This window comes from Opitutus sp. (assembly GCA_024998815.1).
GTDB lineage: Bacteria > Verrucomicrobiota > Verrucomicrobiia > Opitutales > Opitutaceae > Rariglobus.
Map to the genome: position 1 here is coordinate 1,205,273 of JACEUQ010000002.1, position 26,889 is coordinate 1,232,161.

The window sequence follows — 26,889 nt, forward strand, 5'->3', positions numbered from 1 at the left end:
TTTAGAGAAAAGTGATCTGTCCCTGACTCGGTTTCAGCTCTGGTGCTGGCCGATCAAAATTCGCCGGATATTGCCGGTGCAGGCGCATCCTATATAGATCCCGCCGCCGCCGCATTTCGTCGGCCTGTGACGTATAAGCCGCAACGCAGGCGTGGAGCTCATCCACGGTGCAGCGCGTCCACAGTTTATACCCCGGACTTCCAGGATAACTCACCACGCCCGCACCGGCGGCGCTGGCGATGGCCCGGACACGGCGCTTATTGGCCTCGCTGTCCCGCGACCATAACGCCACCGCGACCTCGGCAGCGATCATCCAGCCGGTCGCGCCGTCGAGCACCTCGACCAAGCGCTTTACATCGGCGGCAGTGATAGTGGGCGCGCTCATCCTTAAAATGGATCGCCGTCATCCCCAGCCTCGGCCTTGGCGGCCAGCTCCTTGGCGCGCTTTTCCATTACGAAAACCAGCTTGCGCAACGTGTCCGCGCCCAGCTGGCAGAGCTTCTTGTTCGCCAAAAATTTCCAGTAGTAACCCTCGACCCCACGCCGTCCGTCCTTGATGCCGCACAACGGTGCGAGCACCTCCACGCGAGCTCGGTAAGCAGCGATCCGCTGCTCCGGCTCCTCCTCGGCGTGCATCTGAGCCTTCAGATTACCCGGCTCCGACCAGGTGCGGAACTTCGCCAGCACCTTGGTCAGTTCACCATTTGTCAGCACCTTCGACGACTTCACCGCCCCGCCCAGCGCCTCTTTCTGCAACACCTTGCGCACCGCGTCATCATGGGCACGCCCCAGCTCGGCGAGCGCCTTACGGCACGCGCCCCACTCACGGAAATACAGGCTCTGCTGGGCGGGATTCATCGTGTTCGTTTTTAAAAACTACCAGCCGATCAGGATCCCCTTAAACGGGAGCCCGTAGTTGGCCCGGAACCAGTCCTGCATTGCGGCCCAGCTGGTAAAACCGTCCTCACGCGCCAGCAGTTCCAGCCCGAGCAGGTTCTGCGTATTTCCGGCGACCTTCGCGCCCTCCTCGGTGACCTCGATCGGTGCTGCTTTGGTGCACAGCACCGCGTCGATCCCCACTTGCTTCGAGCGGTAGGCTTGAGCCTCCCACTGACGCAGTTCCAAACAATCGCCGACGTAGATCACGGCTTTCCGATCACGGCGTATCGTCTGCTTCTTAGTCTTAGCCAGGATGGCGGGGGCAAACTCCGCCGCGAACATGATCACGTGGTTTTTCATGCACCCTCCTTCTGCTTTTCGGTAAACGCCCGGATCATAGCGACCGCACCTGCGTGCGCCGGATGTAACTCGCCAGTCGAAGGAGCCGATGGCGTGAAATTCACTTTCACGTTTAAAGCCCCATCTTTGTGAGTGATCGTGATGACTGCTTCAGGTTCTTTGAAGCAGCAAAGCGCCTTTGTAGACGGGATGGTATCAACCGTTTTCCCCTTTGGGAAGTTGGCCTTAGGCTCGCTCATACCGCCCCCTCCTCGATCTTCGGCTCGACGAAAAACGCTTCATCCTGGACAACCTGCACACCCGCCGTGCGCAGCACCGCAGCCGTAATCTCTCCGCGCGAGTACGCGGCGAGGAGCAGTTCCTTGTCCGTTTCGCTCTTGGTACGAACGAAGGTCGAATCGAGCACGCCTTTGACTTTATCCCACGTCCACCCCGCGAGCGTCTTGAGCTTCGGGGTTCCGGTGCGGAAACCGATCCGCCCGTGCAAAAACTCGATGGACTTCTTGCCCGCCGGAAACTCTTCAGGCGAGGCCTCGGCCCACTGCTGAAGAAGACCGGTCTTTTGCTCGATGTCCTTGCCCAGCGAATCGATATCGCCTTCGAAGCGTTGGCGGACGGCGGTAAGCTCGCAATCGAGCGCGGCGCGCAGGCCGTTTTGCTCGGCCTTGGCGGCGGTGATCTGACCGAGAATAGATTCAGCGGCGGCGCGCGAATCGACGACGGGCCGTGTGAGGCGGATGCGGGATGATTTGGATTGGGTAGCGGTAGACATAGTGGATAAAAACTGCGTTTTAATTGGTTTCTGAAAGGTGACGGGCACCGATGATCGGGGCCCCGTATTGGTGGCACGCTGCGGCGATGGCCGCGCGGTAGCTGAGAGCCGTCGCCGGATCCGGCCGTGGCTGGTATTCGAGCCGGTGCGTGTAGCGGCCGATCTCGTCACCGCCGATGCTCTCCAGGATGACATCGCGGCCGGGCAGGATTCCGCTGATGCGGTAGGTGATCGTGGGCGTGTCCGTTTTCATGTGAGAACGGCAGCGAGTTGGATCAGCAGAACTAGGCCTGTCGCCGTGATGGCTGCGAGTGCCAGGCGGCGGGTCTGCAAAGCCGCTGCAAACGGCGTGCGGCGGTCGTCCAAGGGCAGGTGCGCGTGGGTGTGGTAGTTCATGCAGCCTCCTTCAGCTCGACGGCTTCGGGCCGTAGCACACCCAACTCAACCAGCCAGCGCTGGCGGCATTGGGTGGCCAGTTGCTTGGCTCCGGCCTCGCCATTTTTACGGATGGAAAACTGGATCACACGCACCACGCCGGCCGCCATGATCGAGGCGACCCAAAAGGCGGTCGGGTTGCCGTAGCCATCGATACGCACCTGTCGAGACACCCCTTTGGTGAGCGAGGTACGCGGGCGGCGGTAGCGACCCACGTAGTCGCAGATGCTGAGGTAGCCATGGCCATTGCGGGCCCGCTTGAGCGGACGATCGGTGATTTTGTGGCTCATGGCTTCAGTTCCAGTCGTTCTCGTTGGTGGCGTTCTGGCGGATCGTCAGGTGGGCGCGCACGAAGTGGCTCCACGCGATCGACTCCTCGCCCTTCTTCGCGAACTTCGCCGCGTAGCGCAGCCGCTCGGTGATCGCCTTCAACCCCTCCTCCTTGCCGATCTGCTTCAGGATGGCGTAGGGCTCATCGGTAAAGCTCACCCCGCCCACCTTGACCGTGACGGAGAAACCCTTCTCGGGCATGTCGAGCCCGAGGTGCTCGCAAATCGCCGCCACATCGCCCCGACTCGGCTGGTCCGGTAAAACTACCCGGTGCACGCCCCGGCGCAGTAGCTGTTCGAGATCGCTCCGGTTATCCTTGATCGACTTGAACAGCAGCTCGGTGCCGCACAGCACGATCCCCACCTCGGTGTGGTCATAGATTTCGCGCAGCACCTCCAAGCAGGCAAAAAAGCTCTGCTTGCGGTACGTGTACATCAGCTGGTGGAGCTCGTCGAAAATGAGCAGCGTGTTGGGCCGCTTTTTGAGCGCCGTTTTTATCCGCCCCACCAACGCCGGGGTAGCCGATTTATCCGAAATCCCCAGCGACTCCGCGATCGCCCGCACCATACCCATCAAACCGGACGCCGCCGCCATGCGCACGTAGACCGTATGCCCATGGTTGTTGCGCTCCTTGTACTCGATCAGCGACCACGTTTTCCCAATATGCGACGGCCCGATTAAAAACACCGGCGAGCGCGACTCACGCGCCAGATCGCAGGCGGTGAACATCCGCCGCGCGGTGGGCGTCAGCACGAAGTCCTTACGCGCCGTCCGCGCACCCTCGGTGCAGAGCTCGCGGAAAGTCCGCATCGCCTTCACCAACTTGTCGCCGATCGGCAGGCGCACCTTGGTTTCCGGGTGGATGTAGGTGCCCCGGATGATGCGGGAAATCGTCGTCTTGTCCGAGTGCACCTGGAGCGCGAATTCGGCGAGCGAGACCGGGTGCATATCGTCGATGCACCACAGGAAGCACCACGAGAGGAGCTCCTGCGCCTCGGCGGCGGCGTGGGAAATGTTCTTCTGGAGATCGTCCAAGGAAATGTTCCAGGACGCGCGAGCGTTGTTGCCGTTGCCGCCTGCGGGTTCGTCTTGCGGGGCCGGTGCGGCGGGAGTTGTGTCGTTAATAGCCATGATGGATGAGGTGTTTTCTTTGCTGATTATGCTGTCGTTGTGGTGAGCCTGCCGCCGGTCGCGCTAACGGCCGGTGGCAGGCGTTTTTTTAGTTCTCTAAAACCTCAGAGGAGGTCTTCGCTGGGAAGGTGGGTGACGCTGTGCGGCTTCATCGCCGGAGCGCGGGTGGTGCTGGTGGTGGCTGGGGTCGGCTCGTCGATCAGGCTGGCCGATTCGTCACTGGCCCGTTGCAGGCCCTTTTCCTGGGAAAAACGCTGGGCCTGCTGCTGGGCGACTTCGCCCGCTGCCATGCCGATCCGCTCGGCCTTGGTCAGCCCGGCCGTCTCGATCTTATGTGCGGCGATGATCGCATCGTTGTGCTCCCGGTCGGCCTTGAGTTCGGCATCCTCACCAGCGTGCCGCTCGCGCAGTTCGCCTACTGCCCGGTTAAAGACCGTCGCCGTGAGTGCCGCCGCCTCACTGAGTTTCTCCTTGTTGCGGATGTCGACTGCGCCCTTGGTCCCGCCGAGCCGGACCAGCTGCCCCAGATGGCGACCCGTTGCCGTCGCCACCACTTGGATTATTTCAGGCGTGGCTGGGTTAAGATAGGCCAGCAGCTCCGTGCCATCGGCCAGATCCCGCAGCACATCGCCGGAAGCATCAAGGTAGGTATAGCCCGTGCGATCATGGATAAAAGCGACCTGGTGGTTACGGTAGGTCACCCGCTTGGGCGTGAGTAACAGCAGCGCGAGCACCACGGGCGGGATCACTGAAAATTTAACCCCTACGCAGAGGGCCGACCAACGTTCTGCCACGCTCTCCATGCGCTCGACTGGCACCACTGCGCCGAACTGCTCCGGCTGCAAAGTAGCCAGTGCCTCGTAGGGAACTGGAGCCTCACCCTCTGCTAATAAAAACTCGGTAACTCGGCGGAACCCGATGTAATTGTGATTCGTGCGCTGTTCGGAAAGTGCGATCACGCCCTCGAACGCTGCCACGGCCTCATCGGGTGAGGAGAACGGCAGGCGTAGGCGTGCTACGGCCTCGGGTGGCAAGTTGAGCGAGCGCTCACCCACGCCGATCAACATGCGCGTATACTGCAACTTCTTCTCCAACTCAGCCGGCCCATTCAGCCGCTCGTTGCTGCCCTTATAGCCCTTCATTGAGCCGAGCATGTTCCAGAGCTGGTTAAACGTGCTCTCGATCCAGCCCTTTTCCCATGGCTTACCGCCGCCCTGGGCAAACCCATTGGTCAGCGTCTTGTTGTCGATCAGCCCCGTGCGCTCGATTTTAACGCGACCCTCAAACAGCGTCTCGATGCACAACTGCATCTCTGGTGAAATCGAAGCCGCCGCGTTTTCGCACAAAATGGTTACCGGGTAGTCGGGCAGACCGTACTTCTCGAAAAGAGAATAGAGCAGCAGCTGAACGTCGATGCGGGCGATGCCGGTACGGATTGTTTTAACTGTGCCATCAGCCTGCTTCTCCTCGCGCTCCAAACGCTGCCCCAGACCCCACACCAGATTCTTTCGGGTGCCTACATCCTTTGCGAGCAGCCCAGCCATGCGCCCGATCTGGCCCTTATGACCGGCGCTGGGCGGGAATATGCAGTAGCAGTCTAATTCAAAGTCGTCGAACGTGATCAACTCCAGCGGGCGTAACTGCGAAGGGTCGCGCTTCACACAGGGAAAGTGTTTTTTGGAGGCGGCAACCCCACGCTGTAGCAGTGACCGGGTCCCCTTGCTTGGGCCGTAGCGGAGTAAGTTGCGCGGACTCCAACCCTGGGGATAAAATCCACGTGGCCATGCCTTGGGTAACGGTGCACCGGGGAAGCGGACCAGATAGAGTTCCATCCACGTCCCCCAGCCGGGCACAACCTCGCCCCGTGTCCAGGCCTCGCGCAATTGTTCCAGCGCTTCCGTCTGCGATCGGTGGTTAAGCTCACACCGACGACGCACCTCCTGTGCGAACTCCGCTGGCTGTTTACTCTGCGCCTTGTAACCCTTGATCAGCGAGCGCCAGCCACCGGCCAGATACGCCTTGTATTTGCGATCAAGCGACACCTCCGAAAGCCCCCGCAGCGCATGCCGGTGCAAATTGGCCACCTCCGCGAGCGCCGCCATTTTGCCAACGTTCGGGATGAGCTCATGCAACCGCTCCAGCACCCGCAGGGTGTACAGCATCTCCGTGCGCCACACCTCCGCAATGGCCGTAAACTCCTCCATCTCCGCCATCGGCACGGCAAATACCGGGACGGTGGCAAGGCTGTTGCAGGCGGTGTGCAGGGAGAGATCAGCGACCATGGCAGAGGCAGGTTGAAGGGCTAGGGGTGTCGGAGAGAGGCAGGTAAAAAAAGCCGCAGATCAGGCAGTCAGCAGAAGCGGTTTGGCGGCCTTCTCGACCCTGGTCGCGATGCCATTAAGCGCCTCGACGACACCCCGGATAAATTCAGGGCGGAGGATCATGTGCTGGAGCACGTTTTGCTGGATCAGCAGCGACTCGATCCGTTCGATCGCCTGACCCACTTCGTCGCTGGTCTGATTGGCGAGCTGCTCGGCAGTGAGGACCGGCAAGGCAATCTTTTCGCCCGGCGTGCGTGCTCCGCCCAGTTTGGGCGTGATGATGCCTAATTCTAACTGTAAGCCGCGCATCGACTTATTCGCGATAAAGTCCACGACCGCAGCCCGCTTATCTTGATCGGCTTGATCGAGTTCCGAGGCGGGAAGGGAAAACACCCGTACGGGGTCAGCGATCTGGAACTTCCGGGCAGTGGCCTCCGCGATGTCGCGGTAACGGCGTGCGGTGGTAATCGCAACTTCAGGAGCGTGGTCCGCTAACCAGTTATTGAAACCATAGGCCCCAGCACCCGCCTTGGGAGAATTAAAACCACGTGTGGATTTAATTCCCTGCTCGACCGCCCAGAAGGCTGCGCCGAAGCGGAGGATCGCGAGCTCGGCGGCCTGCGCATCGTTGTAGAGTTCGGTCAGTTTTTGGCCGATAGCGGCATCACCGCCGCCCGTGGGCGTGCCAGTGAGTTCGAGACTCGTGAATGAGCCGATGACGGGGACGAGTTGGTGTGTTTCTTTTTTAGGCATGGGAGTGGTGGTTGCTGTGGTTTTTTCGGGTCTGCACACGTGCGATTTGATGCCACGTGAGCTAAAGTTTTTGCGCCCGCAGTCTGGGCAATCGTGGAGGGTTTCGGTGGTCATGGTTTGGCGGGGAAATTAGCGATTTTGGCCGATGCATACCCACAGGCCGGGATGGGCGTTCAGATCATCGATCAAGTCTTCGCGTGACGGGGCGGTATCTCGGTCGAGATTCCGCAAACAGGCGGTCTCATGAAACCACAGGACGCACTGCCAGAACGATTGGCTGGGAGTCACGACCAGGCGCACGACACTACCGTGGCCGAGGGGAACGAGCAGAGGAGGGCAGGTGGTGGAGGAAGGAGTGTTCATCGGAGGGCTTCGTTGAGGGAGTGCATCAGGCCCTTGCGGGCGGCGGCGGGGAAAGAGCGGGCAACCTCGATAAACAGCTGCTGGCGGGTAGCCTCGGGCATGGTGGCCAAAAACTTCATCCGCAGATCGACGGGGCCGCTCAGGTTGTTGAGCACGTAGTCGCGGTAGCACTCGATGGGAACGCGGGCGGCGAGGCGGTTGGTTTTGAACGTCGCGATATTGATCACGACCAGCTTGCCCTCCTCGACTTGGGTGCAGAGGTGGCGCACCGAGCAGCCGATCTTTTCGCCGATCTCACGCAGCAGCAGCGTTGAGCGACCGGGAAAGTCTAAGCTTGAGAAGAACTGGAGCTGCTCGATGGACATGAATCAGGCGGCAGCTTTTTTGGCGGCTTGGGTGCGCTCTACGCCGGAGACAAAGTGTTCGAGCAGACGGAAATACTCGCTCAGCTTTGCCTTGGGGTTGCCCTCGATGGTCGCCTGGGTAGCCCCGATGGTCATGAACAACACAGCGGTCTGCCTATCAGGAGTCAGACCCATGAGGCGGTTGAAGATGCTGTTAATTTCGGCGGAATTCATGGCATTCAGGCGGCGAAGTCGCTTTGGGAAATCACTGTGGCGAGGTCGGCAGGCAGGGCGGTCAGCACGAGGGCGTGGCCACTCTTCTCTTTGCCCAAGGGGCGCCCCAGCACCCGCAAGCGGCGAGCGAGTCGCTGGGCGGCGATACGCGTTTCACCCCGCATACCCTGCTCGCGCAGCCATTCGTGGATCGATACGCTGTCGGCGAGTTCGCCCATGGGCGTCGCCGCATCGTGCACCGGCTTGGTCCGCTCGGGCATTGGCTCGCCCGAGAGCAGCGCGGCCTTGCGGGCGCTCAGTCGCAGCATCGCCCGCTCCACCGTCAGCAACCCGCGCAGACGTTCTATCCGCTCCTCGCCACTCCCACCCACCACATAGCCACCTTGCTTGCGGATCGTCGGCAGCACCTCGCTCGTTACCCACTTGCGGAAGGATCGTGCCTCAGCCTTGCGACTTTGGAAGATCGTGGCGTATAGCCCAGACTCGGTGAGTAACACCATCTGCTGGGTCCGTCCAAGTGAGTCGATGACTCCGGTAGTAACGGACTCATCGTCATCCAAAAACCCGAGGCTATCGGTTCCTTTCCATGCAATGCCCAGACTTGAGAAAATGTCTTTGGCCACAAAGACAGGGGCAGAATTTAGGGTGCCGCCACGGATAGCGGTATTGTTCAACGCAAAGCTCGTGAGCGTTGCGGCATTGACTTTCGGGTCGGTGGGGATCGTGGTTGTCATCTTCTTATTTGTTTTGTGCCCCCGGCTGTTACCGGGGGCTTTTTTGTGGTCAGGCGGCGAGGTGGTGTTTGTTGGCCTCGACGAACTCCTGGTAGCGGGCGGCGTAGTTGCCGTGGTCGGGGAACTGCCCCTTGAGCACCCGCGAAAGCGTGTTGCGGTGGATGCCAAAGGACTGGGCCGCCGCACACATCATCGGAAAGCGGGTCAATGGGTTACCCGCCTTACGGATTTGTATTGGTTGGTGAGTCGTTGTTTTCATAACGTAGACAACAATCCGAGAAATCAGATATGAATCAAGATAAATCCGATAAACACGCGAACTTTTCCGATATTTCCGAGAAACTAGCCCTGCATCTAGGTGTCAATCTGGATGAACTTCCCGCTCGTATCGGCATCTCCAAAGACATGTTTTACGCCTATAGATCGGGACGGCATCGCATCTCGGAAAAAGCGTGGCGGAAATTGGAGTCGGCGGAGGCGGCTGCGGGGATCAAGCCGACAGCGCCAGCGCCAGCGCCAGCACCCGCACAGCGCCCAGCATCAGGCCTGCATGAGGACATTCCCCCCACGGCGTTGCACCTGCTCGCCCAAGCGCATCTGGCACTCATGCACTTCAAGGCAACTGAGGCGGTGGTAGATTGCTGCATCAAGGCCAAGCCGACCTTTGCCGACGCCGAGGCCGCTAAGGATTTCCGTGAAATGCTCCGTATCTTCGGGGCCAAGCGTCAGCGTGGTGCCGAGGCGATCAGCCAAGCGTGCGATGCCCTCAGAAAGCTCGCCGATGTAGAGATTTACCGGGTTGTCATGGAGCAACAAGCGCAGGCCAGTTTTGCGCAAACCAAGTCGGCTGTAGCCGCCGAAGCCGATGCGTTCCTAGCGCAATCCGAGGCCGAGGTGCAGGCGATATATTTAGCCCGTGCCCGAGCCAACCGCACGACGGCAAAGTCGGCCTAGTGTGTGGTTCACAAAATCCAACTCATACCGCAGCCGCTTAACCTCTGCCTGCAACTCGGCGATCTCGGTTTCCTTCTCCACGTTGAAACGAAACACCAATTGCCCATCGGCATCGGGTCTTTTTCGTTTGGGCTTCGCAGCAGGTGGCACGGATACAGTTTAGCATGGCCGAACGGTAGATTTTAAAACGACACTTTGTTTTTCCAATTAACATGAAAACTAACCACCTGGTAGCTCTAGTCTGGTCTATCGTATTTTTCACTCTGGCAAGCGGGTCTCCATCCCTGCACGCCACTACTTTACTCAACGATAAACAGCGGGCAATCGTGGTGCAGTTGCAAGCTGATGGAGTGGTGAAAATCGATGTGAAACTAAGCAAAGTTTGGATCGATCCGATAGAGTGGATCACAGTTGATGCAGCTGGGAAACAACAGTTGGCGACCCTGTTTGCTGGCTATGTCTGGGATGCGAATCCTGATTCTAAGAGCATCGAGATTTTCGACAAACAATCGGCGAAGCGACTAGCGCGGTTTGGCCGTATGGGATTCCAGGCTGATTAACCGCTCGATTTAACGTCGCCTCTATCGCCCCGCTACCACCCGAGCGGGGCTTTTTTGTGCCCAGTTACCTAGGTAAAGCGGGGCAAATTTCCACCAAATCAAAAGTCCATTTAGCGGACTTTTCCAATTTTGTGGAGATTTGATTGAACCGGCTGAATGGCAGGGAAGCGCTCCGGCGCGAGTTCGTTTAAGGTGGGGGCTCTTCAATTCGTGCCCGCTCACCCGATCAGTTCAACCCAGCAGCAATCGCCCCGCCGCACAAGCGCGGGGCGTGAGGGAGTGTGCGCGTGATTCACTCGCACTATCCCACCTCATCCCTGCGCGGTTTGGCCCCCGAAGCCGGTGATCTTGCGGCTCTCCGTGGGAACTCGGGGCAGTGTGACCACGGTCACATTCACTTGGGTATGGTGCAACAGCATGGTGGCAGCTTGCCCCATGTGATGCCCTCGAAAAGCAATCAAGCCACCATCGAGAACGGCGATTTCACCAGCCACAAAAGCCCCCCCCTGAAGCGTGGCCAATACGTGAAACTGATCACCGGCACGGGTGGCGATGGAGTTGATCTCGCTGCGCAAAGTTTCAGCCGCGATCTCGCCGGGGGAAATAATAGTAGGCAGCTTAAAATCCGGCAGGTGCAAGGAGGGCAAGTCGCCGAACAGCCGGTCGAGATCGAGTGTGAAGGGCAGGCCGGTGGCCCCCCCGTTAATTTTCGGAGTGGTAGTCATACAACCCACGAAACTGCACGGGCTCGGGTGTCGCCGCAAGGCGCACCGATCCCGGACCAGGAGCCCCACGCATGAACCGCTCCATTCAAATCTTCGGCTTCACGAATCCCGTCCGTCGCAAAGACGGGCTCGTGCAGCTCGACGTTGTCTTCGGTGCGGGGCAGGCCGGAACGATAACCGCCACGCCCGCCATGTGGGACCGGATTACCGGGGCCCTCCTGGTAGTGATCAAGCCCGCCTCCTCCGCCCCGCTCAACCCGCAGATCGGCCAGCAAGGCCTGCCCAAGACCCCGGCCGGTGCCCACACACCTGCCCACGGTGCCGCCTGCGAAAAGTTCGGCTGCGACTACGTCTGCGAGCGTCTCGCCCCCATCACCAAGCCCTCGGGCTCCATGCTTTGATCGGACCGATCCTAACTCCGAATCCGGCTACTCACTACCCGCTACTCGCTACTCACTACTATGCAAAAAGACACCATCCTCTCCCTCATTCGCCACGCCATGACCTTTGGTGGCGGTGTCCTGGTCGGCAAAGGCCTCCTCTCAGGTGAGACGCTCTCCATCGTCATCCCTGCCATCGTCAGTGCCATTGGCGCTCTGTGGGGTGCGGTCGACGAGTTCCAGGCCGCCAAGAAAGCCCAGGCCGTTGCCACCACGGCCCCGGTCACCACCCCGTCGGCCTAATCTACTCCCATGCGCGCAAAACTTAGAATCGGCTCTGTCATCAAGGACTCTCCCGCACAGGAGACCCTGCATTTCCACGGAGTAAGCAAATGCTCCGGCTATCCCGAGGATGGCTCCGACGAGGATAACACCTACGCCAAGTTCAGCCCGTGTGCTGAACTCAAGCTGACCATCGCCAACCCGGCGCTGATCGGGAAGTTCCAGGCGGGACAAGTCTTCTATGTGGACTTCACCGAGGTGCCCGCGCCCGTCCCTCCGGTCGTTTAACCCATGCTCGCGCTGCTCACCGCCCTAGCTGAGGCCCTGCGTCTCTGGCTTCAGCTCAAGGTGGTGAGTGCGCAGTACGACCTCCAACGCCGCATCGAAGCCGACATCGCCGCCGATGAATTTGAAATCAACAGCCTACGCCATTTTGGCGGTGATGATAACAACCGCGCTGCTGACCGGCTGCGCGACCGCGTCCTCCGCGCCCAAGGCATCGTGGCAGCTCTACCAGCCACGAGTGCTCCAGCTGTCGGCGGGGCAACCGGTGCACAGCCAGGCGGGGATTTACACCCCACAGGTGGATGAAGTCTGGCACAGCGCCGCCGCCTACCAGGACCTCGAAACCGAACTTTTAAACACTGCCGCCGCGCTCGCCCAAATCCGTAACCGCGCCGACTCCCACTAATTTTCCATGCTCATCGAAATCCTCCTCATAACCATCGGCGTGCTCCTCGTGATCATCGCAGTGATGGCCTACCAAATCGGTCATTACAAAGCCTTCGTGCTCTTCGATTCCGAGCACTACGAGGCACGCATTCAGTGCCTGCTCGACCGGGTTGATGCGGCCGAAGCCTTGGTCGCTGCCCCTCGCGCAACGGGGCTGTTTCCCGATGCCCTGGCTCGAAAGCATGAGACCGAAGCGCACCACCGTTGGTGGCAGGAGCTCCTTAGAAAAACATTTCCCGTCCGGCGGCGTGGTGCCGTCACCCGCCACAGCACCGACCAGCCCCGCTCCCACCGCCTAAGCCGGCTGAGTCCCACCCTTAGCCTCCCAGCTCCATGATTTCCCTCCTCGCCGAATCCACGCCTCCGCCTGCCGTTCTCGCCTCCTGGCTGGAGGTGGGGATGTACCTCGTCGTGAGCGGAGGTGGCGTGGTGGGTCTCATGGTCGGGATTAAAACCCTGCGTGAGCCCAAAGCCGAGACGCCCCAGCCCCTGATCATCAAAGGGCATGTGCGCTACGTCGAACACGCGGAGTTCGAAAAAGAAATGAAGCAGGCCCACGGGCGCATGAACCGGGAGAAAGAAGAAGCCCGCCTTGCCCTGGAAGCCTTCGCCAAACGCTTCGAAGCCGACCTCGGGTCACTGGCGCGCCAGGTCAACGCCTACAACACCAACGCCGAGGCCCGCACCGACCGCATCAATGAACGCATCGACGGGCTCCGCGACGCGGTCGCCGGGATGCCGCAAGAAATTCTCCAGCTCATCCGCAACGCTCAGCAAATCTAAACATGTCCCCCCTCGTCATCCGTCGCACGATCCTCGCCGAGCTGGCTGCCTACGGTAGCGGTCTCACGCCCGGCGGCCTGCTGGAGCTGGTCAAACTCAAGCTCCCCGCCACCACCTTGGGCGATATCGCCGATGAGCTGTCCTGGCTGCGCGATCACCAGCTGGCGGCATACACCGCCAACCCGCTCGATGCCGATGACCGTACCCTGCGCCAGTGGACGATCACCACCACCGGAGAGCTCGTGCTCAAGAAATGATCCGCACCGCGCCCATCGACCTTGCCTGCTTCGGCGGCCCAGCGATCACCGGCGTGGCCATTCTCAACATCATTTTCACGACCCGTGCCGCCGCAGACGGAGAAAACCGCTCTCGCGCCTCGCATCGCTCCGTAGTCCCGGCCGGGCGTGATCCCCACCTCCCTGCGACGCCATGCGCAGGGCCTCAACAGTCGGACGGTTCCGTCGTCATACCGGCGCGGGCTCCCGTTTCTTGACCCGCGAAAGCGATACCCAAGCTGCCGCCCGACTGCCCCTTTTTCGATCAGACGTCAGAAATCAGAGATCTGACTTCTGCCACCTGACCTCAGCCCTCTCCCCTCCGCCCTCCGACATCTGCCCTCTGACATCTGATCTCTGACCGCTGCCCTCTGACATCTGCCCGCTGCCCTCCTCCTCCATGCCTTCCATCAAAAAGCCCCGCTCCGACTCCAAGGTAGCCGGTCTCGCCCCCGAGATCCGCGCCGAGGTGGCGCGTCGGCTCGGTGAGGCCAACGAGAGTTACAAGGACGTCGCCGCCTGGCTCAAAGCCGAGCACGGCGTAACTGTCTCCGATGGTGCCTTGTGCAACTGGTACAGCATCCACAGCTGGTCGCAGAATGCGGCCACCGCCCGCCAGTTTGCCGAGCAGGTCAAAGCCGAGTCCAAAGCCCAAGGCAACTATGACGCAGCCACCCTCGCGCTCATCCAGGAGCGCGCCTACATCATGGCCCGCACCCAAGGGGCCGACGTCAACGCCCTCGCCACCCTCGCTGGCATCATCGGCGACAGCGCCAAGCTCCGCCTCAAAGAGCGCGAGGTGACCCTCAACGAAAGCTCCCTCAATTTAAAGCTGCGCCAGTACGAGGACAAGATCAGCGCCGCGCGCGCTTCGCTGGAAAAGGCTAAGAGCAAGGGCGGCCTCAACAAGACCACGCTGGAGCTGATCGAAGAACAGCTCCGCCTCCTCTAATGGCCCGCCCCGTCAAATCCAAGGCCAAGCCAGCGGACGCCTCCGCCTTCTTCCTCGGCTACCAAGCCCGCTGGATCAAAGACGGGTCGCGCCTCAAGCTGATGGAAAAGAGCCGCCAGATCGGCTTGTCCTGGTCGTCTGCCTACCGGCTCGTCCGCGAAAAAAGCGGCGAGGGTGCGCGCCAAGACGCATGGATCAGCAGCCGCGACGACTTGCAGGCCCGTCTGTTTAAGGAGGACTGCAATAGCTTTGCCGGTATTCTTAACACGGCGGCGCAGGATCTCGGCTCGCAGGTGATCGACCCCGAGCGCGCCATCAGCGCTTACGTGCTCCAGTTCGCCAGCGGGGCCCGGATCAATTCGATGTCGTCCAACCCCGACGCGCAGGCGGGGAAACGCGGCGACCGTATTCTCGACGAGTTCGCCCTGCACCCCGATCCGCGCAAGCTCTACGCGATCGCCTATCCCGGTATCACGTGGGGCGGCTCGATGGAAATCATCAGCACGCACCGTGGCTCGGCCAATTTCTTCAACCAGCTCGTCCAGGAGATTAAGCACAAGGGCAACCCCAAGGGTTTCTCCCTGCACACGGTCACCCTCAAAGACGCGCTCGACGCCGGCTTCCTCGCCAAGCTGCAAGCCAAGCTCCCGCCCGACGATCCCCGGCAGGACATGGACGAGGCCGCTTACTACGATTTTATCCGCTCCGGCTGCACCGACGAGGAATCGTTCCTGCAGGAGTACATGTGTATCCCTGCCGATGATGCGGGCGCGTTCCTCACCTACGAACTCATCGACGGCATCAAGTACAAGGCCGATGAAAAGTGGGAGTACACCCTCGCGCAACTCGCCGCCTGCAAAAACGAGCTCTACCTCGGCGGCGACATTGGCCGAGTGAAGGACTTGACCTGCTTCTGGGTCAACGAGCGCGTGGGCGGGATGAACCTCACCCGCAAACTGGTGCGCCTTCAAAATGCGACCTTCGAGTCGCAGGAGGCCGCTCTCTACGAGCTGCTCGCCTTGCCCATGCTGCGCCGCGCCTGCATCGACAACACCGGCATCGGCCGCCAGCTCGTCGAGCGTGCGCAGAAGCGCTTCGGCGACTACAAGGTCGAGGCAGTGACCTTCACCGGCCCGGTCAAAGAGGAGCTGGCCTATCCCGCCCGTGCTGCCGCCGAGGACAAGAGCGCCCGCATCCCCGACGACAAACAGGTCGTCGCCGCCTTCCGCGCCATTCGCAAAGAGACCACGGCAGCGGGCAATATCCGCTTCCTCGCCGAACGCACCGACGGCGGCCACGCCGACGAGTTCTGGGCGTGGGCGCTCGCCCTGCATGCCGGAAAGTCGCCCGCCACCCCCGGCTCATTCCGCCGCTTCCAACCACACCGGGCTGCCCGAGCCCTCGCCGCCCGCCGTGACCGTCAACTGATCGCCTAAATGAAAACCCGCGTTTTAAGCCGTTTTAAGCCCTGGGGTGCTACCTTGACCCGTTTTGGGGCCGATACCCGTCTTGCATCAAATTGCAGCGGCATTGCAGCGCGGGTTCTGGGGGTCCGCTCATGAGCATTACCCGCCAACTCAAGGTCGCTGCCAAGTGGCGTGCCCAATTTAACCCGCTTCGTTCGCTGACATTCCAGCGCGCCGTGTCGCTGCTCGAAGAGGGCGAGCGCGGGGCCTACGCCGAACTCCAGTGGACTTACCGCTTCATCGAAAAGCGCGAGGCCACCCTGCGTGCGCTCAAACACCTGCGGCTCTCTGCCCTGGGCAAACTCGACTGGGACATTAAGACTGTGGACGAGTCGCCCGCCGCCGCCGCTCAGGCCGCCAAACTCCGCGCCGCCTACGACCGCATCGAAAATCTGCGTGAGGCCATTCGCTTCCTCGGCCTCGCCTCGTTTCGTGGCTACGCTCACCTAGAGCGGCGCTACGAGGGCGACAACCCCGCCGCCGCCCTGGTGCGGCTGGAGCCGGTCGAGCAGTGGTTCCTCGCTCGCGATACCGTCTACGGCCCGTGGGTCTATAACGAGAAAGCCGGGAGCGGCACCGTGAGCGGCACGCCCATCGACCCTGCGCACTTCCTCATCCGTGAGGTCGAGGACCCGATCAACGAGATCGGCCTGATCTGCTTTTTGCGCAAAAATCTTTCGCAGAAAGACTGGGACGCCTTCATCGAAGTGTACGGCATCGACCCGCTTTTCGTGGAAATGCCCGCGCAGGTGCCGCCTGAAAAGGAGGCCGAGTATCAAGCCCTCGCCGAGGCCGTCGTGGGTGACATGCGCGGTGCCCTGCCCAATGGGGCCAAGATCCAGACCGTCACCAGCGGGGCGCGCGGGGTGAACCCGTTTCAGCAGCACCTCGATTACCAGGACGCCCAGCTCGTGCTCGCTGGCACCAGCGGCAAGCTTACCATGCTCAACGGCCCCACTGGTCTCGGTGGCGGCCAGAGCGAGGTGCATGCCGACACGTTTGCCGAGCTCGCCCAGGCCGAAGCCGGTGAGATCAGCGAAATCTTTCAGCGCCAGCTCGACCGTTCGATCCTCGGCCTTGCCTCCGGGGTGCGCCCGCTCGCTTATTTTGAACTCGCCGCCAAGGACCAGACCGACGTGGGCCAACTGCTTGATCACGCCGTCAAAGCCACGCAGGCGGGTTTCCGCCTAGATGCCGCCGAGCTCTCCGAAAAGACCGGCTTAAAACTTACCGCCGCTCCCGTGCCCGCCGCGCAAGGCTTCGGTGGTGGCGCTGCCTTTAACCGCGCCTCCTCGGCCTCTGCCGATGCTGAGACCCTGCGCCGCGCCTCCCTCGACAAACTCACCAAGGCCATCCAAGCCGACCTCGCCCCACTGCGCGCCGCGCTCCAGGACGCGCTGGCCAAAGAGGACGACGCTGCCTTCCGCGCTGCCGCAGCCGAGATCCGCACGCAACTGCCCTCGCTCGTCAAGAAGCAGGGAGCCGACAGCGCCACCACCAAGGTTTTTGAAGAAATCCTCGGCACGGCGCTGGGCGGCGCGGGCGCAGAGGCCACCTCAACCCCAAACCGATAACCCATGCACACCACCTGCCTGCCCATCACGCTCAACCGCTCCGGCGACACCGCGTTCACGCTCCCTGCCGACGGCTGGGTGCACCTCGCGCCCTACGGCGAACAGCCCGCCCCCATGCAGCTGCCGGGCGGCCGCGAGGTCGCCATCGTGCAGGTCCTCGACCGCGCTGCTGCCGATGGGCTCGCCGCCCGCTTCCGCGAGAGCGCTGCCGCCGTTAATTTCCCCGGCCTGCTTGTCGACTTTGATCATTTCTCCCACGACACCGACAAATCCACGCGCGCTGCCGGCTGGATTGAGGAAGTCGCCGCCCGCGATGACGGCCTGTGGGGCCGGGTTAAGTTTTCCGCCTCGGGCAAGGCCGCACTGGAGGGAGGCGATTACCGCTTGTTTAGCCCCGTGCTCGGCTTCGCCCCCGGCAACTACACGCCCGGCGCACGCGTCACCCCCGTGGCGCTCCTGCGCGGCGCACTCACCAACGATCCCCGCCTCAAGGGCATGGTGCCCATTTCCAACCGCCTTTCCCCTGAATCCTCCCATACCATGGACTACAAAGCAGCACTGCTCACCCAACTCGGGCTCCCGCCCGACTCCACCGATGAGGCCATCCAAGCCGCCATCACCAGCCAGATGAACGAAGTCGAGAGCCGCAAAACCGCGCTCGGCACCGCCCACAATCGCATCACCGCGCTTGAGACCGAGCTGATCGGTCACGATCTCGACCGCGCCGGTCTTCAGGGCGAGGCCCGCACGGCCGCTACCGCGCTGCTCACCAAGAATCGCACCGAGGGCCTCGCCTTCATCGCGGCCCTCGGCAAGCAGGGCAGCGGCTACGCCCCCGTGCATAATCGCAACGGCAAGCAAGCCCCGAGCTTCACCCCCGGCGCAGATGATACCGGCGACCTGGGCGAAAAGCGCCGCAAGGCGATTGGCGAGCACCAGATCGCCAACCGTTGCTCCTACGACGTGGCCTTCCACGCCGTGCGCGCCGCGCAGCCCGCCCTCTTCGTCGAGTAAACTTTTCCGTTAACCACCAACCCGTAATCCTACCATGTCTAAACTCGTATTTGATGTCCCCATTCTGTCGATCAGCAATGGTGCCCAAGATCAAAGCCTCTCGCGCGGCTTTTTTGTCCAGGCCTCCGGCCAGCTTGTCAGCGCTGCCACCGGCCAGCTCCCCCTCGGCGTGATCCTCGACGGCGGCTTCGCTAATGTTGGCCGCAGCGCCGTGCTGCTCTCCGGCTCCGGCGAAATCGCCAAGGTCAAGCTCAACTCCGTCCCCGGCTCCATCGTGGTGGGCTCGTTCTTGACCCTCCGCGCCGATGGCACTGTCGGCCTCGACCAAGGCACCGGCACCGCCCGCGTACAAGTCGCCCGCGCCCTCGAAGCCGGTGCGGCCAACGAACTCATCGACGCGATCCTCCTGGATACCGTCGCCCTCGCTTAACCCCAGAACTCACCACCATGTCTCAACTCGCCTCCTCCACGGTCCTTTCGACCCTCACCGACTACGCTCGCGGCATTTTCCCCGAGATCGTCGCCGCCCAAGATCCCATCATCCAGTGGCTCGCGCCCTTTACCCAGGTCGCCAGCGCCACGGGTAAGTACAAGGAGTTCTCCGACAAGAACGCTTTCCAGACTGTGCAAACGGCCCGCGCCATCGGCGGCACCGCCAAGCGCCTGGAGTTCCTCGCCACCGATCGCGACTACAGCTGCCTACCGCAGGCACTTGAAATCGGCATCGACGACCACGAGCGCAAAGCGGCTGGCGGTCTCGAAGCTCTGCTGGAGAGCGCCAAGACCAAGACGCTGCTCACCAGTGCTGCCGTCTCGCACATCAACGATGTGGTCACCGCGCTTAACGCCGCCCGCTCGGCCGATGCGACCCCGGCTTGGTCGGTTCCTGCTTCCGGCAATCCGGTCTCCGACCTCGACACGCAGATCCAGAACATCGCCGACGACATCGGCCAGTTCCCGACCCACATCGTGTTCGGCCTCACCGCTTGGCGCTGGTTCCGCAACAGCAACGCCGTCCTCGGCCGCTTCCCCAACGCTGCTGCCGTCAACGTGAGTTCTGATGCTGCCGCTGGCATCCTGCTCAACCCCGCGATCAAGGTCGGTGTCACCACCGCGATCCGCGATAGCAACAAGCCCGGCACCACGAAGGCCACCGCCAACATGCTCGCGAGCAACGTGTGGGTGTTCTACTCCTCGCCCAACCCCGACCAGTTCGACGCATCGTTTGCCAAAACCTTCGTCACGCCCGGCGCAGGCATCGACTCGGTGCGCAAGTACCGCTCCGAGAGCAACCGCTCGGACATCCTCGCCCTCGACTGGGCCCGCGACATCCGCGTGACCAGCACGATCAGCGCCCGCCGCCTCACGCCAACCTAAAGCCCCGCGTGGTGGTTTCTTCGAGCCTCCCCGCACCAGCGGGGCGGCTCCCTAGAACTCACGACCCTTCGAAAACCCATGTCCTGGATCACACTCACCGAGGCCAACGTCCTCACCAAGCTCTCTGGCCCGGAGCTAACTGCGCTTAAAACCGCAGCCCTCGGCTCGGGGCAGATCAACCCGCTGCCCGAGATCACCTCGCAAATCGTGCGCGAGGTGCGCGGCTACGTGCGCGGCTGTGCGGGCAATACCCTGGGCAGCGGTGAGACGATCCCCGACGAGCTTCTCGGCCCGGCCATCACCCGCATCCGCTTCGAATTGGCCACGCGCCTGCCCGTGTCGTCGCTCCTCACTGAGGATCGCCGCTCGGCCAACGCCAACGCCCTCGCGCTCCTGCGCGACGTTGCCTCTGGCAAGTTCTTCGTCGTCACCCCGGCCGTACCCACCACCGAGGCCACCAGCACGCCCTCCCCAAGCTGGTCGGGCCGCGAACGCACCACCACCCGCAGCCAGCAAGCTGGCCTCTGATCATGCCCACCCTCACCACTCAACCGCTGCCCGCCGCCGTGCGTCGTCTGGAGTCCAAGACTCCGGTCGCCTCGCCGCTGCGCTCGGCTGAGTGGGCTCAGCTGCAGCTCGGACACCGTGACCGCGCATTCTTCAGCGCTGGAGTGGAACAGGCCCGTACGATCGCGCTCCTTCAGGACGGCATTCGCCAAGCCCTCGACCAATCCGGCACCACCACGATGGACCGGTCTAAATTCGTCGCCACGATCCGCCAGGCCCTTGGTGCGCCCGAGGGCGACAGCGGTGAATTGACCGACCTCGTGAGCCGCCGCCGCCTAGAAACCATCTACGACTTCCAGACCGAAGATGCCTTAGAATACGCACGCTGGGATGCCGGCAATGCCCCCGCCATCCTGGACGCTTTCCCCGCGCAGGAACTCGTGCGCATCGAAGACCGTGAAGATCCGCGCGATTGGGCCGAGCGCTGGGCTGAGGCTGGAGGCGAGTTTTTCGGCGGTCGTATGGTTGCGCTCAAGGATGATCCGTTATGGACCAAGATCAGCCGCTTTGGCCGCCCGTGGCCGCCCTTCGACTTTGGCAGTGGCATGGGCTTGGAAGACATCGCCCGCGACGAGGCCGAAGCCATGGGCCTGCTCGGCCCCGATGACTTGGTGCGCCCGCCGGATCTCGATTTCAACCACGCCCTAGAAGCCTCGATCCCCAAGGCCACCCCTGCCGTCATGGAAGGCTTTAAGCAGCTCTTCGGCGACCAAGTCGATGTGGGGCGCGACGGTAAAGTCGTCTGGCAAGGCCAGCGTATCGTAAAGCTCTACGAAGCCGCCCTCGCAGATCCTGGGGTCAAGTGGTCCATCGACCTCGGCACGACAACCGCTGCAGCCCGCGCCCAAGCAGCCGCCGCCGGCGTAGAACTGCGCCCTGAAGCCGTCCTCAACCTCGACGCCGACCACCTGCGCCATGCTCAGGCGCGGCATGGCGCGGGCGAAGCGCAAGGCGACCAACGCCCCCTCACACTCATAGACTACCAGCTCATCCCCCACGTGTGGCGCGAGCCCGATGTCGTGCGCACGGGCAACCAACCCGGTGACCTCATCTTTGAAAAAAAATTGGCCGGGAGACTCGCCATGGTCACCTGGAAGCCCGCCCCCATCACCGGCAACATGCGCCTGCACACGCTCTACGTAAAAAAAGAAGGAGGCACCCCGTGAAGAGAGCCTCCCATGCCAGCCAGTGCCCGATGTCGTTTCACCCCAGGCTTTACGTCCTGCACGTCTCAGACTGCGCACCTGCCAAGCAACCCGCCTGCACGCCCATTGCAACCGCAAAGCAGGAGGCCCGCCCATGAGCGTCGAAGTCAAAGTCGTCACCGACGAGGCCTCGCAGCTCCTGCGTGGCCTCACCACCACGCTCGGCCCCGGCCAACGCCGCCCGCTCATGTCCGTCCTCGGTCGCACCGTGGAAAAGGAATACCGCGAATGGTTCAAGATCGCGGATGCCGAAAAACCCAACCGCAGGGGCTGGAAGCGCCAGCACTTCTGGGCGCAGATCCGCAAGGCCACCGCCTTCGCCTTTGCCACCGATGACTCGGCGACCGTCACGATCGCCGATCCGCGCATCCGCACCCAAGTCTACGGCGGCACCATCCGGCCCAAGGAGAAAAAGTTCCTCGCCATTCCCCTGCGTGCCGAAGCCTACGGCGTGCGCCCGTCGTCGGGATTAATCGAGGGGCTGTTCCCGTACCGCTCCAAACGCGGCACGCTCCTGCTTGGCCGCGAAGAAGGCGGGAAGCTCGTCAATTTCTACAAGCTCGTGCGCTCGGTCACGGTGAAGGCCGATCCTTCGGCCCTGCCACCGCCCGCACTCACCAGCCAAGCCGTCCTCACCGCCGCACGCTCCTTCGTCCAGCGCCAGCGCTGATTTTTTAAAAATGCCCAACGCCTTCATCGATCTCCAGTCCCGCCTCGCCGCGCTGCTTGCCGTCGCTTTCCCGACCGACACGATCCTCACCGAAAAGCTCGGCGACCTGCCGCAGCAGATCGAAACCACCCTGCTCAACATCGGCTTCGGCATCGTAGTCACCACCGCACGCGGCACCGCTCAAAACCTCGATCAAGCCGGCTGGAGCCAGCCCATGCCCCTCGTCTTCCAGGAAGAGCTCACCGTTGCCGTTATCCACGCCCCGCTGCTCAAGACCGACCGCAATACCCTCGACGCCGTCTCCACCGCCATCGCCGCCCTCCACAACCAGCCCGTCGCCTTCGGCCAGCGCTCCACGCCCCTCATCCGTGTGACCGGGCACGAGCTCGCCACCGACGCGCCCGACGGCGTCGTCGTGCATCACCTGCTCGTGCGCACCGTCCTCCCCTTTTCCGTCTGATTAGCAAAAACCAAACCTAAAGCACACCTCCTCCAATGGCCGTTAATTCCAACCTCCAAAACATCCGCAGCATGGTAATCGGCACCACCGCCGAGTTCGCCTTCGCGGAAAATGCCACCTCCGCTGCCCTCGCTGGCGGTGTTTCCTTCCCGTTCCGCGATTTCGGTAACATGACCGTCGTCGATGTCGACTCCACCGTCGAAACCGAGGGTCGCATCGTCTCCGTACGCGGCATCCGTCGCCAGATCTCCAACGAGCCCACCCTCACCAAGCTGTCGTTTAAGTTGAAGAGCAACGAGGCCGACCCCTACAAGCTGGCCTACGCTTTTAACGCCAACATCGTCGGCGACTTCTTACAAGCCGCCCTGACCGCCACCGCCGGTCAGCCGCTCGACTTCAGCGTCGCCCCCGCCGTGATCGGTCGCTGGTACCAGCTGCGCACTGCAGGCGGCGTCTCGGTGCGTAACGTCACCGCGTTGACCATCACGACCCTCACGGAAAACACCGACTTCGTGGTGGACCGCGACCTTGGCCGCGTGCGTTTCCTCACGTCGCAAGCGGTGAGCCGCACGCCCACGATCACCGCCTCGGCCATCACCGCCGATCCGTCGAACTTGGCGATGACTCAGCTCAACCCGATGCAGACGGCCATCCGCCGTGGTTACGGCCGCTTGGCCTTCTTCGACCGCGACAGCACCAACAAAGTGTTCCTCGATTATGTCGACTTCAACTGCGAGGTCATCCTCGACGGCAACGGCCTGAATGCGCAGGACGGCAAGAGCGCCGCTGAAGTGAGCCTCATGGTCACGATCCTCGACGTCTCGGGCAGCCTCTTCGTCCGCAGCTAAGCCGAGGAACTCAACCCAACTGCGCCCCGCGAATAAACCGTGGGGCGCAACCCATCCACCATGTCCCTGCTCAACCACACGCCCTTCACCGTCGCGAAGACCGACGGCACCCACGAACAGCTCGCCCTCGGGCGCCTCTCGATTCGCAACCTCTATCTGTTCGCCCAAAAACTCGCTGCCACCGATGGCGTCGGGCTGGTTGTTTTGGCCACGGGTAAGAGCGCCGACTGGGTCGATACGCTCACACCGGCCGCGTTTGGCGAACTGCACAAGAAGATCATCGAGCTAAATTTTCCAGCGGCGACCGAGATCGCGAAGGGCGATCCCCGGCTCGCCGCCCTGCTCATGCCCTTCATTCAAGAGGTTCAGATCCTGAGCGTGATCGCGGTCTCGGCTGGGATGAACTTGCCCGCCTTGTTGCCCGTGCCTGCGCCCTCGGAGTCGAAGGTGGATGCCGCGAGCGAGTCCTCGACCTCTGCCCCGATCATCTGATGGCGATCCTTGCCGAACATCATCGCCTCCGGGCTGAACAAAACCTGCAGCTGCTGCTCTGCGTGAACCACGGTTTCAACGGCGGCGATGGGGCCACGAAGCTAGCCGAACAGTTCAGCGCTGAAGCCTCTAGTTCAACCCGCTAGGTCCAAGTCCCTGCGAAGCCCGCACCCGCTCACACTCCGCACGCCGCTGTTTGGCGGTCGCCTTATCTCCCACCCAAAGCACCGCCAGGCACAGGCCGCAGGCCAGCATCACCGGCAGCACATCACGCACCATCAACGACGCTATAATCCCCCCGAAAAAAAACAGGATTAGCAGCGCCTTCATTCCCACACCATGAGCCAAGTAGACCTCCAAATCAAGATCGGCGTCGCCACGCAGCTGGAGCAACTGCGTGCCATGGAGTCTCAGTTTGCCAAGAATATCGTGCAACTGCGCACCCTTGGCACAGGGGGTGCCGAAGCCTTGCAGAAGGTCGAAAAGAACCTCGGGCTGGTGCGTAGTCAGCTCGCCAGCATTGGCGGCATGGGTAAGGTCAGCGAGGCTGTGGGCGATGTGTTTAAGTCCATCCCTGTCGTGGGAACGGCGATGAACATGCTCAACGGCTCCGCTGCCGCCGTGGGCGTGGGGCTCACAGCTGCCGCTTATGCCGCCAACCAGTTTCACGCCTCGCTCCAGTTCGCCGATAACCTCCAGGATGTCTCCGAGCAGCTCGGTGTGTCTGCCTCCAATTTACAGGCTCTCAACGCCCATTTCGGCGACGCCGGTATCAAGGCCCCGCAAGTCGCGCAGACAATGCAACGCCTCAGCCTGGCACTGGCAGGGGCGGCCTCCGGGAGTCAGCCGCTCATCACGGCGTTTTCATCGCTGGGTCTGTCGGTTGAAACGCTTCGTGGGCTCGCTCCCGACGAAGCACTGGCCCGCGTTGGTGCCGCCTTGGCGGCGCATGCAGGCAGTGCCGAAGCTGCGGCCGCCGCCACAGCCATCCTTGGGCGGGGTACAGGCAAGCTCCTCGCCGCACTCAAAGAACTAGGCGCGGCTGGGCTGGAAAAAACCACCTCCGCGATGACGGAGGCGGGGCGTGTCCTCGACGATGCGATGGTTAAAAAGCTGGCTGCTGCCAACCAGAAGCTCGAAGAGCTGGACCAACGCTGGACCATTTTTAAGGCCGGTCTGGTGGGCATTGTTCTTCCGGGCGACCCCATCACCGGGCCCCGTGGCCGTGCCGGGGCCTACGCCAAAGTAAATCAGCCCCCAGCACCTGCGGCACGATCTGCCCTCGAAGCCCTCGCCGCCCAACCACTCAAGCCGGTTAAGACCGAAGCCGAGATCCTTCGCGCCACTCAGTCCTCCCGTCGGGTAGCCCCCGAACTGCTAGAGGAAAATCGGGGCAAACTTCGCGCCGAGTCGCAGGCCAACCAGCTTTCCAACGCTCCGATCCTCGCCGCCCGCGCTGAACTCGCCACGCTCGCCGCCACTAAAAAGGCGACGCTGGATGCTGCCGAAGCCGCCAAGGCACTCGCCGAGGCCAAGGCCCCGATCCTCGCCGAACAGGCAAAGCTCGATGCCGCCATTGACGCTGCGCAAACCAAGCAACTCGACCTCGCCACCCAGCTTGCCCTGGCTGAAGACGCCCGCCACCGCGTGATCATGCAGATGCCGGCCGCCGAAGATCAATCGGTGCAGGCGGCCAAGGACCGGCTGGCTCTCACCACCCAGCTTGCCGCGATCGACGCCGACATTGTTGCCACGAAAAACGCCCAAGCTGAAGCCGACAAGGCACTCGCCGAGAAGGCTGCTAAAGCCATAGCAGACGCCAAAGAGCTAAAGCTAAAAGAAGAGCAACTCGCGGCCGCTCGCAGGATCGCCACTGGGGATGCCGCGATTTCTAATCTTAAAAATGATCCGCTCGCTCTTAATGAGACCAAGCGCAAAGGTGAGATCGCTCTGTATGCGGAACAAAACCGCTTCATCAAAGAGCGGATCGACCTGCTCAATAAAGAGCGGGAATCAGCGACCGATGTTCGCCGTGGTCAAATTGACTCCGAGGTCTCTGGACTCAATGCCAAGGCTGGCGAGAACAACATATCAAGCATCAACGCGCAGGCTAAGTCTATAGGCACCGGCGCGACCCAAGGAGCCGTGGAATACCTTAACAGCATCCCTGATGCCGCCGGTCGGGCGTCGGTTGCCGTCTTGTCCGTTGCCCAGGGCTTGGAGAACGGCATCGGCTCAAGCCTGCAAGGACTGATCAATCAAACAATGACTTGGGGGCAGGCGCTGGCTAACATCGGCCAGTCCATCGTTGATTCAATCATTGGGGCATTTGTGAGGATGGCCGCCCAGTGGATCACCCAGCAAATCGTCATGGCGGTATTTGGTAATGCCATCCGCGCCGCTCAGCTTGCAGCGCTCCTGCCCGTCACCTCGGCAACCTTGGCAATGTGGGCTCCAGCGGCAACCGCAGCGAGTATCGCAACCATGGGCGGCGCAGCAGTCACCGGCGCGGCCGCCTCTAAAGCCGCGATCATTAGCAGTGTCGCCGGTTTTGCCGAAGGCGGTCGAATCTCAGGGCCCGGCACCGGTACCAGCGATGATGTGTTTATTAGGGCATCAAACGGCGAATTCATGATGACAGCTCAGGCCACGGCCAAATACGAGCCGCTGCTAAAGCAAATGAATGCGGGTAACTTTAACCCCGGCCAGTTGGCGACAAACACAGTCAGCAGTGGGGCTACATCGCCCGTGCAGGCAGGCGGCAACACGCAGATCAACATCGGCCTCATGGGCTACATGACCCCGCAGCAGTGGGCCGCCAGCCAAGAAGGCCAAGCCCACATCCTCGATATCGTGTCCCGCAATATCCACACGATCACCGGCAACGGCTAACTTCGAAGCTCCCAGCTCATAGCTC

Annotated in this window: 38 protein-coding genes; 22 read left to right on the top strand and 16 right to left on the bottom strand. The window is 62.0% G+C overall.

What is annotated here, in order from left to right; genetic code table 11:
* Nucleotide 1: 1 nt before the first annotated feature.
* The 15 genes from H2170_13030 to H2170_13100 all read right to left on the bottom strand — a co-directional run bounded on the left by H2170_13030 (nucleotide 2) and on the right by H2170_13100 (nucleotide 8,915).
* Nucleotides 2-385: a hypothetical protein gene (locus H2170_13030; GenBank protein ID MCS6300994.1), complete on the bottom strand. Its 384-nt coding sequence runs from the start codon at nucleotides 383-385 to the stop codon at nucleotides 2-4.
* Between the two features lie 2 nt (nucleotides 386-387).
* The gene (locus H2170_13035) at nucleotides 388-858 is read right to left on the bottom strand and encodes a hypothetical protein (GenBank protein MCS6300995.1); all 471 of its coding nucleotides are present in this window, start codon (nucleotides 856-858) and stop codon (nucleotides 388-390) included.
* Nucleotides 859-876: 18 nt separating this feature from the next.
* Nucleotides 877-1,239 (bottom strand): ASCH domain-containing protein, encoded by a 363-nt coding sequence (locus H2170_13040; protein MCS6300996.1) that lies wholly within the window; start codon nucleotides 1,237-1,239, stop codon nucleotides 877-879.
* Nucleotides 1,240-1,474: 235 nt separating this feature from the next.
* Complete coding sequence (locus H2170_13045) at nucleotides 1,475-2,011, bottom strand: host-nuclease inhibitor Gam family protein (GenBank protein ID MCS6300997.1); 537 nt, start codon at nucleotides 2,009-2,011, stop codon at nucleotides 1,475-1,477.
* 19 nt (nucleotides 2,012-2,030) lie between these two features.
* A complete protein-coding gene (locus tag H2170_13050; protein ID MCS6300998.1) occupies nucleotides 2,031-2,264 on the bottom strand; it encodes a hypothetical protein in 234 nt (77 codons plus the stop codon).
* Entirely contained in the window at nucleotides 2,261-2,407 is a 147-nt protein-coding gene (locus tag H2170_13055; GenBank protein MCS6300999.1) for a hypothetical protein, read from the bottom strand. The genes H2170_13050 and H2170_13055 overlap by 4 nt, the downstream gene beginning before the upstream one ends.
* Nucleotides 2,404-2,736 (bottom strand): hypothetical protein, encoded by a 333-nt coding sequence (locus H2170_13060; protein ID MCS6301000.1) that lies wholly within the window; start codon nucleotides 2,734-2,736, stop codon nucleotides 2,404-2,406. Before H2170_13060 ends, H2170_13055 begins: the two co-directional genes overlap by 4 nt.
* Nucleotides 2,737-2,740: 4 nt before the next feature.
* Nucleotides 2,741-3,907, bottom strand: a complete 1,167-nt coding sequence (locus tag H2170_13065) for an AAA family ATPase (GenBank protein MCS6301001.1) — start codon at nucleotides 3,905-3,907, stop codon at nucleotides 2,741-2,743.
* Between the two features lie 104 nt (nucleotides 3,908-4,011).
* The gene (locus tag H2170_13070) at nucleotides 4,012-6,189 is read right to left on the bottom strand and encodes a hypothetical protein (protein MCS6301002.1); all 2,178 of its coding nucleotides are present in this window, start codon (nucleotides 6,187-6,189) and stop codon (nucleotides 4,012-4,014) included.
* A gap of 60 nt (nucleotides 6,190-6,249) precedes the next feature.
* Entirely contained in the window at nucleotides 6,250-6,981 is a 732-nt protein-coding gene (locus tag H2170_13075; protein MCS6301003.1) for a hypothetical protein, read from the bottom strand.
* A gap of 129 nt (nucleotides 6,982-7,110) precedes the next feature.
* Complete coding sequence (locus H2170_13080) at nucleotides 7,111-7,344, bottom strand: hypothetical protein (GenBank protein MCS6301004.1); 234 nt, start codon at nucleotides 7,342-7,344, stop codon at nucleotides 7,111-7,113.
* Nucleotides 7,341-7,709: a hypothetical protein gene (locus H2170_13085; GenBank protein ID MCS6301005.1), complete on the bottom strand. Its 369-nt coding sequence runs from the start codon at nucleotides 7,707-7,709 to the stop codon at nucleotides 7,341-7,343. Before H2170_13085 ends, H2170_13080 begins: the two co-directional genes overlap by 4 nt.
* A gap of 3 nt (nucleotides 7,710-7,712) precedes the next feature.
* Complete coding sequence (locus H2170_13090) at nucleotides 7,713-7,922, bottom strand: hypothetical protein (GenBank protein MCS6301006.1); 210 nt, start codon at nucleotides 7,920-7,922, stop codon at nucleotides 7,713-7,715.
* Between the two features lie 5 nt (nucleotides 7,923-7,927).
* Nucleotides 7,928-8,656: a hypothetical protein gene (locus tag H2170_13095; GenBank protein ID MCS6301007.1), complete on the bottom strand. Its 729-nt coding sequence runs from the start codon at nucleotides 8,654-8,656 to the stop codon at nucleotides 7,928-7,930.
* A 49-nt stretch (nucleotides 8,657-8,705) separates the two neighbouring features.
* A complete protein-coding gene (locus tag H2170_13100) occupies nucleotides 8,706-8,915 on the bottom strand; it encodes a hypothetical protein (protein MCS6301008.1) in 210 nt (69 codons plus the stop codon).
* A 29-nt stretch (nucleotides 8,916-8,944) separates the two neighbouring features.
* On the opposite strand from H2170_13100, the gene H2170_13105 reads away from it, so the two are divergent.
* Nucleotides 8,945-9,610, top strand: a complete 666-nt coding sequence (locus tag H2170_13105; GenBank protein MCS6301009.1) for a hypothetical protein — start codon at nucleotides 8,945-8,947, stop codon at nucleotides 9,608-9,610.
* 212 nt (nucleotides 9,611-9,822) lie between these two features.
* Nucleotides 9,823-10,170 carry a hypothetical protein gene (locus H2170_13110; protein ID MCS6301010.1) on the top strand — a complete coding sequence of 116 codons (348 nt, stop codon included), beginning with the start codon at nucleotides 9,823-9,825 and terminating at the stop codon, nucleotides 10,168-10,170.
* Nucleotides 10,171-10,481: 311 nt separating this feature from the next.
* Here H2170_13110 and H2170_13115 read toward each other — a convergent pair whose 3' ends face one another.
* The gene (locus H2170_13115) at nucleotides 10,482-10,895 is read right to left on the bottom strand and encodes a hypothetical protein (GenBank protein ID MCS6301011.1); all 414 of its coding nucleotides are present in this window, start codon (nucleotides 10,893-10,895) and stop codon (nucleotides 10,482-10,484) included.
* A 71-nt stretch (nucleotides 10,896-10,966) separates the two neighbouring features.
* Between H2170_13115 and H2170_13120 the strand changes: the two genes are divergently transcribed.
* From H2170_13120 to H2170_13215, 20 genes are all read left to right on the top strand, one after another.
* Nucleotides 10,967-11,296 carry a hypothetical protein gene (locus H2170_13120; GenBank protein MCS6301012.1) on the top strand — a complete coding sequence of 110 codons (330 nt, stop codon included), beginning with the start codon at nucleotides 10,967-10,969 and terminating at the stop codon, nucleotides 11,294-11,296.
* 60 nt (nucleotides 11,297-11,356) lie between these two features.
* On the top strand, nucleotides 11,357-11,578 hold the full coding sequence (locus H2170_13125; protein ID MCS6301013.1) for a hypothetical protein: 222 nt from the start codon (nucleotides 11,357-11,359) through the stop codon (nucleotides 11,576-11,578).
* Nucleotides 11,579-11,587: 9 nt separating this feature from the next.
* Entirely contained in the window at nucleotides 11,588-11,845 is a 258-nt protein-coding gene (locus H2170_13130) for a hypothetical protein (GenBank protein MCS6301014.1), read from the top strand.
* A gap of 3 nt (nucleotides 11,846-11,848) precedes the next feature.
* Nucleotides 11,849-12,148, top strand: a complete 300-nt coding sequence (locus tag H2170_13135; protein ID MCS6301015.1) for a hypothetical protein — start codon at nucleotides 11,849-11,851, stop codon at nucleotides 12,146-12,148.
* A 106-nt stretch (nucleotides 12,149-12,254) separates the two neighbouring features.
* A complete protein-coding gene (locus H2170_13140) occupies nucleotides 12,255-12,626 on the top strand; it encodes a hypothetical protein (GenBank protein ID MCS6301016.1) in 372 nt (123 codons plus the stop codon).
* Nucleotides 12,623-13,072, top strand: coding sequence for a hypothetical protein (locus H2170_13145; protein MCS6301017.1), 450 nt, complete (start codon nucleotides 12,623-12,625; stop codon nucleotides 13,070-13,072). Before H2170_13140 ends, H2170_13145 begins: the two co-directional genes overlap by 4 nt.
* A 2-nt stretch (nucleotides 13,073-13,074) precedes the next feature.
* Nucleotides 13,075-13,329, top strand: a complete 255-nt coding sequence (locus H2170_13150) for a hypothetical protein (protein MCS6301018.1) — start codon at nucleotides 13,075-13,077, stop codon at nucleotides 13,327-13,329.
* 418 nt (nucleotides 13,330-13,747) lie between these two features.
* Nucleotides 13,748-14,299: a DUF3486 family protein gene (locus H2170_13155; GenBank protein ID MCS6301019.1), complete on the top strand. Its 552-nt coding sequence runs from the start codon at nucleotides 13,748-13,750 to the stop codon at nucleotides 14,297-14,299.
* Nucleotides 14,299-15,735 carry a hypothetical protein gene (locus tag H2170_13160; GenBank protein MCS6301020.1) on the top strand — a complete coding sequence of 479 codons (1,437 nt, stop codon included), beginning with the start codon at nucleotides 14,299-14,301 and terminating at the stop codon, nucleotides 15,733-15,735. The genes H2170_13155 and H2170_13160 overlap by 1 nt, the downstream gene beginning before the upstream one ends.
* A 122-nt stretch (nucleotides 15,736-15,857) precedes the next feature.
* On the top strand, nucleotides 15,858-17,339 hold the full coding sequence (locus H2170_13165) for a DUF935 family protein (GenBank protein ID MCS6301021.1): 1,482 nt from the start codon (nucleotides 15,858-15,860) through the stop codon (nucleotides 17,337-17,339).
* Between the two features lie 3 nt (nucleotides 17,340-17,342).
* A complete protein-coding gene (locus H2170_13170) occupies nucleotides 17,343-18,353 on the top strand; it encodes a hypothetical protein (GenBank protein MCS6301022.1) in 1,011 nt (336 codons plus the stop codon).
* Nucleotides 18,354-18,387: 34 nt separating this feature from the next.
* Nucleotides 18,388-18,783: a hypothetical protein gene (locus H2170_13175; GenBank protein ID MCS6301023.1), complete on the top strand. Its 396-nt coding sequence runs from the start codon at nucleotides 18,388-18,390 to the stop codon at nucleotides 18,781-18,783.
* A gap of 17 nt (nucleotides 18,784-18,800) precedes the next feature.
* Complete coding sequence (locus H2170_13180) at nucleotides 18,801-19,730, top strand: hypothetical protein (GenBank protein MCS6301024.1); 930 nt, start codon at nucleotides 18,801-18,803, stop codon at nucleotides 19,728-19,730.
* 78 nt (nucleotides 19,731-19,808) lie between these two features.
* The gene (locus tag H2170_13185) at nucleotides 19,809-20,258 is read left to right on the top strand and encodes a hypothetical protein (protein ID MCS6301025.1); all 450 of its coding nucleotides are present in this window, start codon (nucleotides 19,809-19,811) and stop codon (nucleotides 20,256-20,258) included.
* Nucleotides 20,259-20,260: 2 nt separating this feature from the next.
* Complete coding sequence (locus tag H2170_13190) at nucleotides 20,261-21,463, top strand: hypothetical protein (GenBank protein ID MCS6301026.1); 1,203 nt, start codon at nucleotides 20,261-20,263, stop codon at nucleotides 21,461-21,463.
* A 133-nt stretch (nucleotides 21,464-21,596) separates the two neighbouring features.
* Nucleotides 21,597-22,172, top strand: a complete 576-nt coding sequence (locus tag H2170_13195; GenBank protein MCS6301027.1) for a hypothetical protein — start codon at nucleotides 21,597-21,599, stop codon at nucleotides 22,170-22,172.
* Between the two features lie 10 nt (nucleotides 22,173-22,182).
* On the top strand, nucleotides 22,183-22,632 hold the full coding sequence (locus H2170_13200) for a hypothetical protein (protein ID MCS6301028.1): 450 nt from the start codon (nucleotides 22,183-22,185) through the stop codon (nucleotides 22,630-22,632).
* 35 nt (nucleotides 22,633-22,667) lie between these two features.
* The gene (locus tag H2170_13205; GenBank protein ID MCS6301029.1) at nucleotides 22,668-23,480 is read left to right on the top strand and encodes a hypothetical protein; all 813 of its coding nucleotides are present in this window, start codon (nucleotides 22,668-22,670) and stop codon (nucleotides 23,478-23,480) included.
* Nucleotides 23,481-23,540: 60 nt separating this feature from the next.
* Nucleotides 23,541-23,972: a hypothetical protein gene (locus H2170_13210; GenBank protein ID MCS6301030.1), complete on the top strand. Its 432-nt coding sequence runs from the start codon at nucleotides 23,541-23,543 to the stop codon at nucleotides 23,970-23,972.
* Between the two features lie 339 nt (nucleotides 23,973-24,311).
* Entirely contained in the window at nucleotides 24,312-26,864 is a 2,553-nt protein-coding gene (locus H2170_13215) for a hypothetical protein (protein ID MCS6301031.1), read from the top strand.
* Nucleotides 26,865-26,889: the final 25 nt, after the last annotated feature.